This is a genomic window from Streptomyces hyderabadensis (genome assembly GCF_020404845.1).
Taxonomy (GTDB): domain Bacteria; phylum Actinomycetota; class Actinomycetes; order Streptomycetales; family Streptomycetaceae; genus Streptomyces; species Streptomyces hyderabadensis.
Genome location: NZ_JAIOJZ010000032.1, coordinates 17,898 through 30,518, shown reverse-complemented (window position 1 = coordinate 30,518; position 12,621 = coordinate 17,898). Strand labels below are relative to the sequence as shown.

At 71.9% G+C, this 12,621-nt stretch carries 13 protein-coding genes; 9 read left to right on the top strand and 4 right to left on the bottom strand.

Annotated features, from left to right (window positions below; translation table 11 throughout):
* Positions 1-46: 46 nt before the first annotated feature.
* Positions 47-730, bottom strand: coding sequence for a glycerophosphodiester phosphodiesterase (locus K7854_RS23565; RefSeq protein WP_226028550.1), 684 nt, complete (start codon positions 728-730; stop codon positions 47-49).
* Positions 731-957: 227 nt separating this feature from the next.
* Here K7854_RS23565 and K7854_RS23560 point away from each other — a divergent pair, with 227 nt between their 5' ends.
* The 4 genes from K7854_RS23560 (at position 958) to K7854_RS23545 (ending at position 4,892) form a co-directional block, all read left to right on the top strand.
* Positions 958-2,361, top strand: a complete 1,404-nt coding sequence (locus K7854_RS23560) for a DUF6421 family protein (RefSeq protein ID WP_226028549.1) — start codon at positions 958-960, stop codon at positions 2,359-2,361.
* Between the two features lie 56 nt (positions 2,362-2,417).
* Positions 2,418-3,164, top strand: coding sequence for an SDR family NAD(P)-dependent oxidoreductase (locus K7854_RS23555; RefSeq protein ID WP_226028548.1), 747 nt, complete (start codon positions 2,418-2,420; stop codon positions 3,162-3,164).
* On the top strand, positions 3,161-4,231 hold the full coding sequence (locus tag K7854_RS23550; protein ID WP_226028547.1) for a threonine aldolase family protein: 1,071 nt from the start codon (positions 3,161-3,163) through the stop codon (positions 4,229-4,231). The genes K7854_RS23555 and K7854_RS23550 overlap by 4 nt, the downstream gene beginning before the upstream one ends.
* Positions 4,232-4,319: 88 nt before the next feature.
* On the top strand, positions 4,320-4,892 hold the full coding sequence (locus K7854_RS23545; protein WP_226028546.1) for a transglutaminase domain-containing protein: 573 nt from the start codon (positions 4,320-4,322) through the stop codon (positions 4,890-4,892).
* A gap of 10 nt (positions 4,893-4,902) precedes the next feature.
* Here the strand turns inward: K7854_RS23545 and K7854_RS23540 are convergent, their stop codons facing one another.
* Positions 4,903-5,631, bottom strand: a complete 729-nt coding sequence (locus K7854_RS23540; RefSeq protein ID WP_226028545.1) for a lysophospholipid acyltransferase family protein — start codon at positions 5,629-5,631, stop codon at positions 4,903-4,905.
* 262 nt (positions 5,632-5,893) lie between these two features.
* Here K7854_RS23540 and K7854_RS23535 point away from each other — a divergent pair, with 262 nt between their 5' ends.
* From K7854_RS23535 to K7854_RS23515, 5 genes are all read left to right on the top strand, one after another.
* Positions 5,894-6,277 carry a TlpA family protein disulfide reductase gene (locus K7854_RS23535; RefSeq protein ID WP_226028544.1) on the top strand — a complete coding sequence of 128 codons (384 nt, stop codon included), beginning with the start codon at positions 5,894-5,896 and terminating at the stop codon, positions 6,275-6,277.
* A 146-nt stretch (positions 6,278-6,423) separates the two neighbouring features.
* A complete protein-coding gene (locus K7854_RS23530; protein WP_226028543.1) occupies positions 6,424-6,933 on the top strand; it encodes a flavin reductase family protein in 510 nt (169 codons plus the stop codon).
* Between the two features lie 220 nt (positions 6,934-7,153).
* A complete protein-coding gene (locus K7854_RS23525) occupies positions 7,154-7,942 on the top strand; it encodes an electron transfer flavoprotein subunit beta/FixA family protein (protein ID WP_226028542.1) in 789 nt (262 codons plus the stop codon).
* A gap of 54 nt (positions 7,943-7,996) precedes the next feature.
* Positions 7,997-8,959, top strand: a complete 963-nt coding sequence (locus K7854_RS23520) for an electron transfer flavoprotein subunit alpha/FixB family protein (protein WP_226028541.1) — start codon at positions 7,997-7,999, stop codon at positions 8,957-8,959.
* A 165-nt stretch (positions 8,960-9,124) separates the two neighbouring features.
* Positions 9,125-10,423, top strand: coding sequence for a DUF6986 family protein (locus tag K7854_RS23515; RefSeq protein ID WP_226028540.1), 1,299 nt, complete (start codon positions 9,125-9,127; stop codon positions 10,421-10,423).
* Here K7854_RS23515 and K7854_RS23510 read toward each other — a convergent pair.
* Together K7854_RS23510 and K7854_RS23505 are read right to left on the bottom strand one after the other, a co-directional pair.
* On the bottom strand, positions 10,404-11,267 hold the full coding sequence (locus K7854_RS23510; RefSeq protein WP_226028539.1) for a hypothetical protein: 864 nt from the start codon (positions 11,265-11,267) through the stop codon (positions 10,404-10,406). The genes K7854_RS23515 and K7854_RS23510 overlap by 20 nt on opposite strands.
* A 112-nt stretch (positions 11,268-11,379) precedes the next feature.
* Complete coding sequence (locus K7854_RS23505) at positions 11,380-12,456, bottom strand: LacI family DNA-binding transcriptional regulator (RefSeq protein ID WP_226028538.1); 1,077 nt, start codon at positions 12,454-12,456, stop codon at positions 11,380-11,382.
* Between the last annotated feature and the right edge of the window lie 165 nt (positions 12,457-12,621).

The window sequence follows — 12,621 nt, the reverse complement described above, 5'->3', positions numbered from 1 at the left end:
CCCGGGCCTCGGCGGCCACGGCGGCCACCGAGGCCGCTCAGGCCGCTCAGGCCGTGAAGCGACCCGTGCGCTTGATCTCCGGGTAGTCGGTCGTCGCGCCGTCCAGGCCCAGGGCGCGCACCAGCCGCAGGTGGTCCTGGGTGTTCACGGTCCAGCAGAACACCCGCAGTCCCTCCTTGCGGGCCTTCCGCACGATCTCCAGCGTGACCCGGTTGATGTCCAGGCACAGCGTCCGGGCGCCCGCCGCCACGGCGCGGTCCACGACCTCCGGGCCGTAGTACTGCGCGACCAGCGCGGTCCGCACCCCCGGCACGAGCCGGGCGATCTCGACGATGGCCTCGTCGTGGAACGAGATCACCTCCACCCGGTCCACCAGATCCCGGCGGAGCATCACCTCGGCGAGGACGCGCGCGGCCGCCACGTCCTTGATCTCGGCCTGCAGCGGCACCGAGACGGCGTCCAGCGCCTCCTCGAAGACGGGGACCCGCTCCCCCCGGCCCGCGTCCAGGGCACGCAGCTCCTCCAGCGTCTTGTCGGCGATCGCACCGGTGCCGTCGGTGGTGCGGTCCACGTCGGCGTCGTGCATGACGACGAGCGCGCCGTCCTTGCTCAGGTGCAGGTCCAGTTCGACGACGTCGAGGCCCGCCCGCTCGGCGGCGACGAAGGAACGCAGGGTGTTCTCGGGTTCGACACCCATCGCTCCGCGGTGACCGATGGTGAGGAAGTTCAAGGCTCGACTCGCTTCCGTCGACGTCGGCGTGGGCAGGGCGGCAGCCTAACGGCCCTGCCGGACCGTTTCCCCCCTGCCGCGCCGGGTATACGAATCCGGCGCTCGACAGGAAAAAATGCGGCGATGCCCGGGGTGAGGCAGGATAATTTACGGAGCCTCCCCTTGATAGGAGAAACGTCGTATGCATACGGTGTCTTGACGCAAGCTTCTCCCGTGGAGGATGGGACATGACGGAAATTCTTGTGCAGGTGGGTGCGGAGGAGAACGTTCCTCCGGCGAGCAGGGTGGTGGAGCACCCGGCGTGGCCCGTGCTCAAGGATGCCGTGGAACGGATCCGGCCATGGCAGTCCAAGGACGGGTCGATCGACTTCGACGCCGAGGGCGCCCCCGAGCGGGCCGCCGCCGAGGACGCCGTGCGCCGCGTCACCGAGGCCGTGCGCGAGCTGTCCCCGCTGCTGCCGCACGACCGGGCCTACCACGAGGCCCTGGTCACCGACCTCGGCCGGTGGGCCGACGGCGGCTTCGAGGTGCCCGACTTCCTCGATTCCCTGCTGGCCTTCCAGCCTGCCGCGAACCGCGCGGACGGCCTCCAGCACCTGGTCGTCTTCCCGATGTACACGCAGAACGGCAACCCGGACCGCAACCTCGAAGCGGTCGTGCTGCGCATGGTCTGGCCCGACTGGCTGGCCGAACTGGAGCGCACCCGCTACGACAACCCGCTGTTCTGCGGCATCACCTTCGAGGACTTCACGGCCGGCTACGACACCAACTCGGCCGTCCTCTTCCCGGAGACCATCGCCGTGCGCGAGGCCCCCGAGCGCTTCTCCTGGGGCGGCATCTTCTGCGACCGCGAGGCCGCCCGCTTCCGCCGTGTCACCGAGGCCGCCGTGGAGCTGCTGGGCCTGGAGCTGCCCGAGGACGTGGCCGCGATGGTCCACGACCAGAAGCGCTGCGAGGAGGCGTTCGTCCTGTGGGACATGGTCCACGACCGCACCCACAGCCACGGCGACCTGCCCTTCGACCCGTTCATGATCAAGCAGCGCCAGCCGTTCTGGATGTACGGCCTGGAGGAGCTGCGCTGCGACCTCACTGCCTTCAAGGAGGCCGTGAAGCTCGCGGACGACGGCGTCCCGCAGGCCCGTGACGTGCAGTACGCGGTGCTCTTCGACCGCATGTTCCGCTTCCCGGTGACCGGCGAGCGGGTGCGCAACTACGACGGCCTCGGCGGCCAGCTCCTCTTCGCCTACCTGCACAAGCACGACGTCGTCCGCTGGACCGACAACAAGCTCTTCATCGACTGGCAGCGCGCCCCGCAGGTCACCAACCAGCTGTGCGCCGAGATCGAGAAGCTCTACCGCGACGGCATCGACCGCCCGAAGATCGTCCACTGGTTCGCCGGCTACGAGCTGGTCGCCACCTACCTCGCCCCGCACCCGGGCTCGAAGTGGGCCAAGGGCCCCGACGCCCTGGACCTGTCCCTGCCGCCGCGCAAACTCGTCGACGACGTGCTTCCGGACGAGTTTCCGCTGAGCATGTTCTACGAGGCCCTGTCCAAGAAGCTCAAGAAGGTGATCGCCTCGACCCGGGGCATCACCAGGGCCGCGGACGGCGCCGAGCGGGCCGCCGCGTGAGCGACGGCACCGGCGGGCAGGCACAGGCACGGCAACAGGCTCGGGAGGCGAGGACCATGGGGAACGGGGCGCTCGACGGCGCGGTGATCGCGGTGGCCGGGGCGGGCGGACCCGCCGGACGGGCCGCGCTGCTGCGGCTCGCCGAGGCGGGTGCGACCGTCGTCGGCGCGGACAACGACCCGGAGCGGCTGGCCGAAGCGGTGGACGCGGCACGCTACGCGCACGGCGGTGCCACCGTCACCGGCGAGACCGTGGACCTGCTGGACCTGGACTCCACCCGGGCCTGGGCCGACCGCACCGAGAAGGAGTTCGGCCACGTCGACGGCATGGTCCACCTCGTCGGCGGCTGGCGCGGCAGCAAGACCTTCACCAAGACCGAACTCGGCGACTGGGACTTGCTGGAGAAGCTGCTGATCCGCACTGTGCAGCACACCTCCCTCGCCTTCCACGAAGCGCTGCAGCGCAGCGACCGCGGCCGCTACGTCCTGATCAGCGCCGCGGGCGCGGCCAGCCCCACCGCGGGCAACGCCGCCTACTCCGCCGCCAAGGCCGCCGCCGAGGCGTGGACGCTGGCCATGGCGGACTACTTCCGCAAGGCGGGGGGCGAGCAGGGGCCGACGTCGGCGGCTGCGATCCTGGTGGTCAAGGCGTTGGTGCACGACGCGATGCGCGCCGAGCGCCCCAACGCGAAGTTCGCGGGCTTCACGGACGTGCGCGACCTGGCCGAGGCGGTCGCCGGGGTCTGGGACAAGCCCGCCGCGGAAGTGAACGGAAACCGCCTGTGGCTGACCGAGAAGCCGTGAACCCCCCGAAGACCGACGCGCGTCGCCATCACGACCCCGAGGTCCGCGGTTTCGCCAGTGACAACTACGCCGGTGCCCACCCGGAGGTGCTCGCCGCCCTGGCGCTGGCCAACGGCGGGCACCAGATCGCGTACGGCGAGGACGAGTACACCGAGAACCTCCAGCGCGTGATCCGCAGCCACTTCGGCTCGGGCGCGGAGGCGTTCCCGGTCTTCAACGGCACCGGCGCCAACGTCGTCGCCCTCCAGGCGGTCACCGACCGCTGGGGCGCGGTGATCTGCGCCGAGAGCGCGCACATCAACGTCGACGAGGGCGGCGCCCCCGAGCGCATGGGCGGCCTCAAGCTGCTCACCGTCCCCACCCCCGACGGCAAGCTCACCCCCGACCTGATCGACCGGCAGGCGTACGGCTGGGACGACGAGCACCGGGCGATGCCGCAGGTCGTCTCGATCACCCAGAGCACCGAGCTGGGCACCCTCTACACGCCCGAGGAGATCCGGGCCATCTGCGAGCACGCCCACGCGCACGGCATGAAGGTGCACCTGGACGGCTCCCGGATAGCCAACGCCGCCGCCTCCCTGGACGTGCCCATGCGCACGTTCACCAACGCGGTCGGGGTCGACCTCCTCTCCCTCGGCGGCACCAAGAACGGCGCCCTGTTCGGCGAGGCGGTGGTGGTGCTGAACCAGGACGCCGTGCGGCACATGAAGCACCTGCGCAAGCTGTCCATGCAGCTCGCCTCCAAGATGCGCTTCGTGTCCGTGCAGCTGGAGGCGCTGCTCGCCAAGGACCTGTGGCTGCGCAACGCCCGGCACTCCAACGAGATGGCCCAGCGGCTGGCCGAGGGCGTGCGCGCCGTGCACGGGGTCGAGATCCTCTACCCGGTGCAGGCCAACGCCGTCTTCGCCCGGCTGCCGCACGAGGTGAGCGAGCGCCTGCAGAAGCGGTTCCGGTTCTACTTCTGGGACGAGGCCGCCGGGGACGTGCGCTGGATGTGCGCCTTCGACACCACCGAGGACGACGTGGACGCGTTCGTGGCCGCCCTCAAGGAGGAGGCGGCGCGCTGAGCCGAGCACGGTCGCGAGTATGCATAGGTATGCGGTCACCTGAAAAGTCATTGACCTTCGGGTGATCGCGTTCCTATGCTCTGCGGGCATGGAGCTGATCCAGAAAACCCCTGACCTGTCCGCCTACCTGGCCGCCGACGAGGTCATCGACCACGAGCACCCGCGCGTACGGGAGGTGGCCGGCCGCCTGGCGAGGGAGGCGGAGGACTCGTATGCCTATGCGCGGCTGGCCTTCGAGTTCGTACGGGACACCATCCCGCACTCACAGGACTCCGGGGACCCGCGCGTCACCTGGCGGGCCTCCGACGTCCTGGAGCGGCGCACCGGCATCTGCTACGCCAAGGCCCATGCGCTGGCCGCGCTGCTGCGGGCCGAGGACATCCCCACCGCGCTGTGCTACCAGCGGCTCGACGTGGTGCACGGACTGGTCGCCGTACGCCTCGACGGCGCCTGGCACCGGCAGGATCCGCGCGGGAACAAGCCCGGCGTGAACGCCCGGTTCTCCCTGAACGGGGAGCAGTTGGCCTTCACGCCGGACCACGCGGCGGGCGAGGCGGACTACCCGGAGCTGTACGCGGCGCCGCACCCGGTGGTGCTGGACGTCCTCAAGGCGGCCACCGACCGCCCGCACCTGTGGCGGACCCTGCCGGCCGCGTTGTGATCCGCCCGGCTCAGTGCGCCTGGGCCGTGCGCAGCTGCTCGGGCGTCGGCGCCGTGCCGCCGAGGTGGGCCGGCATCCACCAGGTGTCGTCGGGCCCCTTGGGGCGCACGGGGTAGGCGCGCTGCGCGGCCTCCAGCAGCTCCTGCACCCGCTCGCGCAGCCGCCGGGTGAGGGCACCCGCGTACTGCTCGCGCGAGGCCTCCATCGCCTCGCCGACCCGGATGGTGATGGGGGTGTGGCTGCGCTTGAAATTGCGCGGGTGGCCCTTGGTCCACAGGCGCTGGGTGCCCCACAGCGCCACGGGGACCAGGGGGACGCCCGCCTCCTGCGCCAGCCGCGCGGCTCCCGACTTGAAGCTCTTCAGGGTGAACGACTCGGAGATCGTCGCCTCGGGGAAGACGCCGACGACCTCACCCGACTTCAGCGAGTCCAGGGCGTGCGCGTAGGCCGCCTCGCCCTGTTTGCGGTCGACCGGGATGTGCTTCATCCCGCGCATCAGCGGACCGGAGATCCGGTGCCGGAAGACGGACTCCTTCGCCATGAAGCGCACCAGCCGCTTCTGCGGCAGCGCGGCCAGGCCGTCGAAGATGAAGTCCAGGTAGCTGATGTGGTTGCTCACCAGTACGGCGCCGCCCGTGCGCGGGATGTTCTCCGATCCACGGCAGTCGATCTTGAGGTCCCACACCTTGAACATGGTGCGGGCGAGACCGATGACCGGACGGTAGACGAGTTCTGCCATGGGCGGGTCGGACCCTTCCTTGTCAGCCTGGGAAGGGGAACTCCCAGTCGAAAGTTACGCAGCCGTAGGTTTGCGGCTTGTCGCAGATCGTGCCCCAAGAACGGCCGGTGTACCAGCCTTGGTGCCCGTGTGCGGCGAGATCCTCATCACTCGCCCGGCCCCGAGGTGGCCGAAATGCGACGGTGAGCGGGAATCTCCGGCGCTCCGCGAGCGCTGCACCTTCGGAGGACCGGACCGGTGGCACGCGGGGTACGCGTGCCACATGAGTGCCGCGGTGGCGGCGGAAGGGGGCGCGCTGGTGCGCGGCCAGGACGACGACAGGCGGGCGGCGGCCGCCGCCCCACGGCTCGACGCGGCCGACCTCGGTGCGCAACTCGGCGCCCGCGCCACGCTCGTGCAGTTCTCCAGCGCCTTCTGCGCGCCGTGCCGGGCCACCCGCCGGGTGCTGGGCGAGGTGGCGGGCCTGGTCCCCGGTGTCGCCCACGTCGAGATCGACGCCGAGGGCCATCTCGAACTCGTCCGCGCCCTCGACGTGCTGAAGACCCCCACGGTGCTGGTGCTGGACGCCGACGGCCGCGTCGTACGGCGTGCCGTCGGGCAGCCGCGCAGGGCGGACGTGATCGCCGCACTGGGTGCGGCGGTGTGACGAGCGCCATGCCACCGGTGAGGTCTTCTCCACAGCCGCCGCACCCCGGGACGTCATTGACTGTGTGTGCCACCCGTCGTCAGCCTGCCCCCATGCCCCGCTCGCCGTTGCCGGGACCGAGGCGCAACGCAGAAGGACCACCCCGTATGACGGTCACCCCCGACCTGGCCGCCTCCCGGCCCGCCGCCGACGACCTGCTGCGGTCCGTCTTCCGGCGGCACGCGGCGGGCGTCGCCGTGATCACCGCGCGGGGCCCCCGCGGTCCGGTCGGTTTCACGGCCACCTCCCTCACCTCCGTCTCCGCCCGCCCGCCGCTGCTCTCCTTCGGCATCGGCACCGGCTCCTCCAGCTGGCCCGCGGTCTCCGCGGCGGAACACGTCGGCGTCCATGTGCTGGGCGAGCACCAGGAGGAGCTGGCGGCCACCTTCGCCCGCAGCGGCGCCGACCGCTTCGCGGCTCCCACCGTCTGGCGGGAGGGGCCCGAGGGTGTGCCGGTGCTGGACGGCGTGCTCGCCTGGCTCGTGTGCCGCGTGGTCGGCCGGGTGCCCGCGGGCGACCACCGGATCGTGCTGGCGGAGGTGCTCCTCGGCGATCCCGCGGGGGCCGGCGCGCCGCTGCTGTACCACCAGGGGCGTTACCGCGGTCTGCGCGACTGAGCGATCGGCGGGACGCCTTCTGCGAAGGTGTCGAGTTCCGGTTACGCTGCGTTGCGAAGGTCACAGTTCAAAGCGCTTGCTTAGCGGGCAGGAACTGGGTGTACTGACGAGTAATATTCCGGGCGGAGCGCAGGTCGCCCCGACCGGGATCGGCCGCTTGGGGCGCCTATGCTGCCTGCAAGAGGCAGCACTGAAATGTCGACGCAGTAGGAGAGCCGGCGTGAGCTTGAGGATCGTTGTCACTGTGAAGTACGTGCCCGACGCCACTGGCGACCGGCACTTCGCCGATGACCTGACCGTCGACCGGGACGACGTGGACGGTCTGCTCTCCGAGCTGGACGAGTACGCGGTCGAGCAGGCGCTGCAGATCTCCGAGAATTCCGACGACGACGTCGAGGTCACCGTCCTGACGGTGGGCCCCGAGGACGCCAAGGACGCCCTGCGCAAGGCGCTGTCCATGGGCGCGGACAAGGCGATCCACGTCGAGGACGACGACCTGCACGGCACCGACGCCATCGGCACCTCCCTGGTCCTGGCCAAGGCGGTCGAGAAGGCCGGCTACGACCTGGTCGTCTCCGGCATGGCCTCCACCGACGGCACCATGGGCGTCGTTCCCGCGCTGCTCGCCGAGCGCCTGGGCGTGCCGCAGGTGACGCTGCTGTCCGAGGTCTCGGTCGAGGGCGGCGTCGTGAAGGGCCGCCGTGACGGCGACGCGGCCACCGAGCAGCTTCAGGCCTCGCTGCCGGCCGTCGTGTCGGTCACCGACCAGTCGGGCGAGGCGCGTTACCCCTCCTTCAAGGGGATCATGGCGGCCAAGAAGAAGCCGGTTCAGTCCTGGGACCTGTCCGACCTCGACATCGACGAGGACGAGGTCGGCCTGGAGAACGCCTACACGGTCGTCGAGTCCGCCGCCGAGCGCCCGGCGCGCTCCGCGGGCACGATCGTCAAGGACGAGGGCGAGGGCGGCAAGCAGCTCGCCGAGTTCCTCGCGGGCCAGAAGTTCATCTGAGCCCCGCCCCGCTGACCGCCCCTCATCTTTCGCAAGCAGGAGAGAAGAAGTCCCATGGCTGAAGTTCTCGTCTACGTCGATCACGTGGACGGTGCCGTCCGCAAGCCGACCCTGGAGCTGCTGACGCTGGCCCGCCGCGTCGGCGAGCCGGTCGCCGTCGCGCTGGGCGCCGGTGCCGGTGACACCGCCGCCGCCCTCGCCGAGCACGGCGCGGTGAAGGTGCTCACGCACGAGGCCGCCGAGTACGCCGACTACCTGGTCGTGCCGAAGGTCGACGCGCTCCAGGCCGCCGTCGCCGCCGTCTCCCCGGCCGCCGTGCTGGTCCCGTCCTCCGCCGAGGGCAAGGAGATCGCCGCCCGCCTGGCGCTGCGCCTCGGATCGGGCATCATCACCGACGCCGTCGACCTGGAGGCCGGCGACGAGGGCCCGGTGGCCACCCAGTCGGTGTTCGCCGCCGCCTTCACCACCAAGTCCCGCGTCTCCAAGGGCACCCCGGTCATCACGGTCAAGCCGAACTCGGCCGCCGTGGAGGCCGCCCCGGCCGCCGGTGCGGTCGAGGCCCTGTCGGTCACCTTCTCCGCCGCCGCGACCGGTACCAAGGTCACCTCGCGCACGCCGCGCGAGTCGACCGGGCGCCCGGAGCTGACCGAGGCCGCGATCGTGGTCTCCGGCGGCCGCGGTGTCAACGGCGCGGAGAACTTCGCGATCATCGAGGCGCTCGCCGACTCGCTCGGTGCGGCCGTCGGTGCCTCGCGCGCCGCGGTGGACGCGGGCTGGTACCCGCACACCAACCAGGTCGGCCAGACCGGCAAGTCGGTCTCCCCGCAGCTGTACATCGCCTCCGGCATCTCGGGCGCGATCCAGCACCGGGCCGGCATGCAGACCTCGAAGACCATCGTGGCGATCAACAAGGACGCCGAGGCCCCGATCTTCGAGCTGGTCGACTACGGCGTGGTCGGCGACCTCTTCGACGTCGTCCCGCAGCTCACCGAGGAAGTGAAGTCCCGCAAGGGCTGAACCGCCCGGCGGCACGTCGTGCCGAGGCCCCCGCGACCGCACGTGGCCGCGGGGGCCTCGGCATGTGCGCAGGATGGTGTTGACCGGCGAGAGACCGACAGATAACTTCGCTCTACGGATAAGTGGTTCCGTTCAGCGGAAAAATGAACATCAGGAGGGTGTCGGATGGGTCAGCAGGAGAAGGTGGCAACGAGCCTCGCGGGCGCCGTCGGCGAGGAGATCAGTGCCTCCCTCGCACCGGTCGACGCGGAGCTGGAGCGCCGCTACCCCGGAGACCCGGGCACCCGTCAGCCCGTCCACACCGTCTACGTCCCCGGTGACGTCTTCGCCGCCGACACCATCCGCACCTGGGGCGACCAGGCCCTGGCCGCGCTCGACGAACACGCCCCCGACGCCGCCTCCTTCGCCGCCGTCCTCGGCCTCTCCGACGACCTCGCCGAGCCCGTGTACTCCCGCGTACGCGCCAAGCTGGAGCGGGAGCCGGTCGAAGACCTGCGCATCGACTTCGAGGACGGCTACGGCAACCGCACGGACGCCGAGGAGGACGAGGCGGCCGCCCGCGCCGCCCGGCTGGTCGCCGAGGCCTGCGAACAGGGCACCGCGGCCCCCTACATGGGCATCCGCATGAAGTGCATGGAGGCCCCGGTGCGCGCCCGCGGCATCCGCACCCTCGACGTCTTCCTCAGCGGCCTGATGGAGGCCGGCGGTCTGCCCGAGGGGCTGGTCCTCACCCTGCCCAAGGTGACCTACCCCGAGCAGGTCACCGCCATGGTGCGGCTCCTGGAGGCCTTCGAGAAGGCGCGCGGCCTCACGCCCGGCCGGATCGGCTTCGAGATCCAGATCGAGACCAGCCAGTCCATCCTCGCCGCCGACGGCACCGCCACCGTCGCCCGCATGATCCAGGCCGCCGACGACCGCGCCACCGGCCTGCACTACGGCACCTTCGACTACAGCGCCTGCCTCGGCGTCTCCGCTGCCCACCAGGCCAGCGACCACCCGGCCGCCGACCACGCCAAGGCGGTCATGCAGGTCGCCGCCGCCGGCACCGGCGTACGCGTCTCGGACGGCTCCACCAACGTCCTGCCGGTCGGCCCCACCGCCCAGGTCCACGACGCCTGGCGGCTGCACTACGGCCTCACCCGCCGTGCGCTGGCCCGCGCCTACTACCAGGGCTGGGACATGCACCCCGGCCACATCCCCACCCGGTACGCGGCCGTCTTCGCCTTCTACCGCGAGGGCTTCGAGCAGGCCGCCGCCCGCCTCGCCCGCTACGCCAGCCGCACCGGCGGCGACGTCATGGACGAACCCGCCACCGCCAAGGCCCTCAGCGGCTACCTGCTGCGCGGCCTGGACTGCGGCGCCCTCGACATCGCCGAGGTGGCCCGGCTGACCGGCCTGACCCGCGCCGACCTGGAGGGCTTCTCCGGCCCGCGGCGCGGCGACCTCACGGCATCGGCGCAGTAGGCCCCGAAGACGGCGTCCGGCCCCCGGCGAAGGGATCCTCGGGTCCCGAGCCCACGTACCGTTCCAGGCCGGACGCCGTCACCCGCTGTTCCTCGGCGAACAGCCGCGTCCCCCGGTCGCACAGCCGCCGGTCCGCCCGCGCCCGCGCGCAGAACTCCTCGGGCGTCGCCCCGAACAGCTCGCGCAACCGCGCCGACGCGTCCAGCAGTTCGGTGATCAGGGGCCGCTGCGCCCCCGGATGGCGCCGCGGCGCACCGGTACCGTCGTGCAGGACGCCATGGCGGTTGACGTACGCGTACGCGCCGCGCAGCACCGAGCCGTCGCCCGGCTCGACGCGTACGTCGGGCGCGGGCAGCCAGACCCGGTCGAAGTTGCCGCCCGCCATCGGCACGCCCTCGCTCGCGTCGATCACCGCGAGCTGTGCCTCGTCCAGCCACAGCACGAACAGCTCCCGTACGACGCCGGGGGCGGCCACCGGCGAGGCGGACACGTAGCCCATGCGGCTCACGTGGGCCGAGACGCCGATGTCGAGTCCGGTGACCCGCGACCTGACCATCGGGACCGGCGAGTCGACGCCGAACTCGGCCATCTTGTGGTGCAGCTGGGCCGGGCTCGCGTTGGACCCGATCGCCAGCACCGGGACCCGGCCGTCGCCCTCCTCGTACACCGCCCGGTCCAGCGGCAGCAGCCGGTCCCCGTCCAGCAGCCCGGACTCGCGCGGCCACGCGCCCGGGTACAGCAGCGGATCCTCGCGCGGCACGCCGGCCAGTCCGAGCGCCCGCAGCGTCCGGCTCCCGCCGGGCGGCCCGGCAGGTGCACGGCCCTCGCGCGGTGATTGCGACACGTGTGCCTCCTCCCGACGGTGGGGCGGGACGGCGCGTCCGGCCGCCCGCACGGGTGGACCGCCGACCCGCACCCGCCCGGCCCGGGGTCGCCACAGGTCCCCCGCGGCCCGGTCAGTCCGCCGGCGGCAGCTCACCCGAGCCGCGGGTGACCAGCCTGGTCGGCAGTTCGATGCGGTCGGGGGCGAGGAGGGTGCCGTCCAGCTGCCGGAAGAGGCGTTCGGCGGCGGTGCGGCCGAGGGCGGCCGCGTCCTGCGCGACCACGGTGACGCCCGGTTGGAGCAGGTCGGCCAGCTCGATGTCGTCGAAACCGACCAGGGCGACGCCCCGGGTTTGCTCGGCCAGGACCCGGATCACGGTCACCGTCACCCGGTTGTTGCCGGTGAAGATCGCGGTCACCGGACGCGGATCGGCGAGCATCTCCTCGGCCGCCCGGCGCACCCGCACGGGGTCGGTGACGCCCAGGGACATCCAGGAGTCCTCGATCGGTATGCCGGCGTCCGCCATGGCGGCCCGGTAGCCGCGCAGCCGCTCGGCGGCGGTGTGGATGCGGGGCATGTCGCCGATGAAGCCGATCCTGCGGTGTCCGTGCGCGATCAGGTGGGCCACGCCGTCGCGGGCCCCGCCGAAGTTGTCGGAGACCACCACGTCCGCGTCGATCCGGCCCGCCGGACGGTCCACGAACACCGTGGCGACGCCCGCCTTAAGCTCCGGCTCCAGATACCGGTGGTCGTCCCCGGCGGGGATCACCACCAGACCGTCCACGCGCCGCGCGCACAGGGCGAGGACCAGCTCCTGCTCGCGGTCCGGGTCCTCCGCGCTGGACCCGTTGATCAGGAGGGCGCCGTGCGCGCGGGCCACCTCCTCCACGGCGCGGCTGAGCGGCCCGTAGAACGGGTCGGCCAGATCCTCCAGGACCAGGCCGATGCTCGCGGTGCGGCCCTTGCGCAGGACGCGCGCGCTGTCGTTGCGGCGGAAGCCCAGCGCGTCGATGGCCTCCTGGACCCGGCGCTCGGTCTCCGGGGTGACGCCGGGCTCCCCGTTGACCACCCGGGAGACGGTCTTGAGACCGACCCCGGCCCGGGCGGCGACGTCCTTCATCGTCGGGCGATTGCCGTAACGGTTCCCGGGGAGGCGGTCTGCGCGGCGGGTCGTGTCGGGCACGATGCGGTGTCCTGTCCTGTCGTCCACGGGATTGCGTCGGCTCCTGCTGTCCGGGGGGATGTGTCGGTGATGGGCTTGTATGAGGATGTGGCGTCGAGCATAGAGCCTGGACAACGTTGTCAGATGCGGGGGACACTGTCCATCGCACTCTCCGGTCCTCGTCCCCATCGCGGGACCGGACGCTGCGCGCTC